Raw genomic sequence first — 3,195 nt, forward strand, 5'->3', positions numbered from 1 at the left:
AGTAACAGGCAACTCAATTTCGCTGTAGTCTACCGAAGAAAAAATGATGGCCTTAGTTTTTACCGGTACAGAAACATTGAAAATTCCGGACGCATCGGTAACTCCGACAGCAGCCCCATTTTTTATTTTTACCGTAACGCCTGCCATAGCAGTTCCATCTTTTGAGTCTGTTACCTTTCCGGTTACCGTTTTTGTTTGTGCTGAAAGACTGGCGGCTAATATAAAGAGGCCAAGCAATAGGATTATAATTTTTCTCATGGTAGATTGTTTTGGTTTATTTTGAAATAACGCTGTAAAGATAAATTGGTTTAGTTCCCTTTTTATATATTTATATTGTATATAATTAACAATGAATAAATATCACTTCTAAATTTAAATATTATTTTAAAAAAAGATGGATATATAAGTTTAATATATTTACCCTGTTTTGTTAAGAAAGGTTAAGTACCTATATTTTGCTTATCTAAAATTCAATGATAATTTATCAGGGTAGTTATAAGGCGAATGACTTAAAATTAAAAAGAACCTTAACGTCTATACAATAGGATTATACGCACAAGCCTAAACAAAAGAAATCGAAATGATGAATGCTCTAATAAAAAGCTTGAGTGCAGCCATTCAACAAAAAAACAAATACATAATTTACGAAGGGATTTTTATTATTGAGTACTTCCTGTAACACCTGGCGCAAGAAAACAAGTCATACGTTTTATATTATTACTTTTTAGCAACCAGAATTTAAAATCCAATACCAGTCTCAAAAGCAGGAAGAAGCAGATTATGTATTCCCCTAAATGCTGCGGATAAAGCAAATAATTTTATGCAGGTTTACTCTGATCCCATTCTTTAAAACCACTGCTATTTTTTATAATGACGGTTTAATTGAGGGCTTTTTACCCAAAAATAATTACTGATACAGGTAATCGAATTCATTTTGTATGGACTGCTATCTTTTAAAAAATCCGAGAGCTCCCGGGTAAAAGCTGCACCTTGAGCTACTACATGAAAATAATTGCGGATAATTTTACCAGGAGTACTTTTAGCAGTCAGCGTCTTTTCTTGATTCTAAAATATACCGCATTGCCTTGTATAGGAAAGTATTGCAAAGTGACCCCTGTAAAGCTCCGGAACCCGTTTAAAGTACTATTGGAATTAACCAGAGTTTCATTATTTTTTTACAAAATGAAATTCAAAAATATTTTTTGTCTCCGATATCACCTGCCTGTAAAAAAGCAGTTATTTTAAAATGAGCTATAATCCTGAACTAAATCCTGCACCCGATGGAATTGAAGATTCCGCCGGTGTTCAGGTCGCTTATTTCTAAAAAAATCTACCAATATATGTTTCATTTAATTGCTTTAAAAAAATCCCATACGTACAAATACACATCAATATCGCCGGGATAATCATGATGGCCGCCAACCACTTTTAGCAAGGTAACTGGCGGTTTATTGGCGGCCTTGTAAGCGTAACTTTCAATGGTTTTATGATCCGTGGTATCTGTATCTGGCAACAGCGTTTTTGTTGGCATACCAGCATAGCCAGCCAACGATGACCAGTATGCGAAAGTATTTTCTGAGCTGCGAACCACACCAAAGCTGGCGTTGTTAACAAACATCTCACCGCCATTGTAGGGGTTTGTTTTATCATCCGTTCCGTTAATAATTAATACAGGTAAGGCTTTTCCGGCAAGTCTGCAATCGCAACTGGCAGAGTCGGGCATATTGGCTACAATTGCTGCAATGGCTTTTATTTGTGCAGGCATGGTCATTGCCAGTTTATATGCCATGTGGCCGCCACCTGAAAAACCCGCAGCAAAAATATTGTGCTGATTGATGCCGTATTTATTTGTAAAATAATTTATCATCTCTGTAAAAAAAGCTTCCTCGTTTATATTTTCTTTATTGGCTGCGGCAGTAGAAAATTTGCGGCATTCGTTCCAGAAATGCAGATAGCCTTCGGGGTAAATAATCAGTAATTTATCCTTACCTGCAATGGCTTCCAGCTTATTTGTCTTTGCAATAATATCGCTGCTGTTACCGCCAGAACCATGCATTAAAAACAACAGGCTTCCTCCCTTTAAGTTAGTATCAGGTTGGTGAAATGTAAACATTCTGTAATGGCCTTCTATTAAAACAGAATCCTTTATCCACTGGCTTTGGACGTTGAAGGAGATCAATATTAAAAGTAGTGGCAATATGCTTCTCATTGTATAAAAATTAGGGATGAATGTGTTGATAAGTATAAAAAAATATAACAGCCCGTTAGTAAAAATAACCGTTAACTAAGACAATATTTGCAAATTATTTTATGATCCAGTACTTCCATTAACTTTATCACAAACCTTTTACATGCCAATATTGTGAATAGCTGCAAGACTACAGGTGCAACAACCGGAGATAAAAAAATGAATATCATATTAACCGCACTCAATAAAAACAATCGCTTTAACCGAACTGTGCTTTAGGTAGAGAAGGGAAAGGTGTTGTATAAATAGGCTTTGGTGCAGCAGACTTCAGAACCAATAAAATGCTTACCACGGATGCTGCTTTAACCTGGCATCGGTTACCAAACAATTTACAACCCTGTGCATCATGATACTGAACGAAAAAGGCCAGTTACAGTTTGATGATAATTGCAAAAAATATATTCCAGAGCTGCCTTATTACAGCACCGCCATCCGAAACCTGGTGACACATACTTCCGGCATCCCGGAATATTTTGATGAAGCGGTAATTCAGTTTCCACATTTGCCCCGCACGATTGCGGCGATAGACATTGCATTGCATGATGCTTTTTGTGAGTTCACCGGTATACCCGTGGTAAATTTTTATGGGCGTAAAATTGAAGGATTGGCTACGTTGGTTGCCATTGGTAAAAAAGATACGGCGGCCATGTTGGAAGAAGCAACGATAAACTACCAAGCAGCCTTTAAAGTGATTAAAATAAAGACTGGTTTGGATGTAGACCAGGATATTGAAAGAGTGGCCAAACTCACCAAACAGTTTGGCAACAAAATGCGGACAAGGGAAGATGCCAATCAGGGTTATGACCTGGCGCAACTTAAATATTTTATGGAAGAAACAAAACAGCTGGCCATGGAATTGATTGAGCAACGATTGAAAGTGGATTAAGAAAATGAGCTGACCAGCCCTCATAAAACAGAGCGGAAAAAACTGGCCGCAGATAAATCAC

The 3,195-nt window shown here is 37.0% G+C and carries 3 protein-coding genes; 1 reads left to right on the plus strand and 2 read right to left on the minus strand.

Annotated elements, in window-relative coordinates:
- The coding region (locus H7254_RS16665; protein WP_301934046.1) for a carboxypeptidase-like regulatory domain-containing protein at nt 1–258 on the minus strand (258 nt) is incomplete at its 3' end.
- A 1,087-nt stretch (nt 259–1,345) separates the two neighbouring features.
- The gene (locus tag H7254_RS16670) at nt 1,346–2,209 is read right to left on the minus strand and encodes a PHB depolymerase family esterase (protein ID WP_301934047.1); all 864 of its coding nucleotides are present in this window, start codon (nt 2,207–2,209) and stop codon (nt 1,346–1,348) included.
- 346 nt (nt 2,210–2,555) lie between these two features.
- Between H7254_RS16670 and H7254_RS16675 the strand changes: the two genes are divergently transcribed.
- A complete protein-coding gene (locus H7254_RS16675; RefSeq protein ID WP_301934048.1) occupies nt 2,556–3,134 on the plus strand; it encodes a serine hydrolase in 579 nt (192 codons plus the stop codon).
- Nucleotides 3,135–3,195: the final 61 nt, after the last annotated feature.

Origin of the sequence: Ferruginibacter sp., from assembly GCF_014377975.1 — a bacterium.
GTDB lineage: Bacteria > Bacteroidota > Bacteroidia > Chitinophagales > Chitinophagaceae > Ferruginibacter.

Coding starts and splice junctions, on each gene's coding strand:
- H7254_RS16670 (WP_301934047.1), bottom strand. CDS start 2,209: ATGAGAAGCATATTGCCACTACTTTTAATATTGATCTCCTTCAACGTC.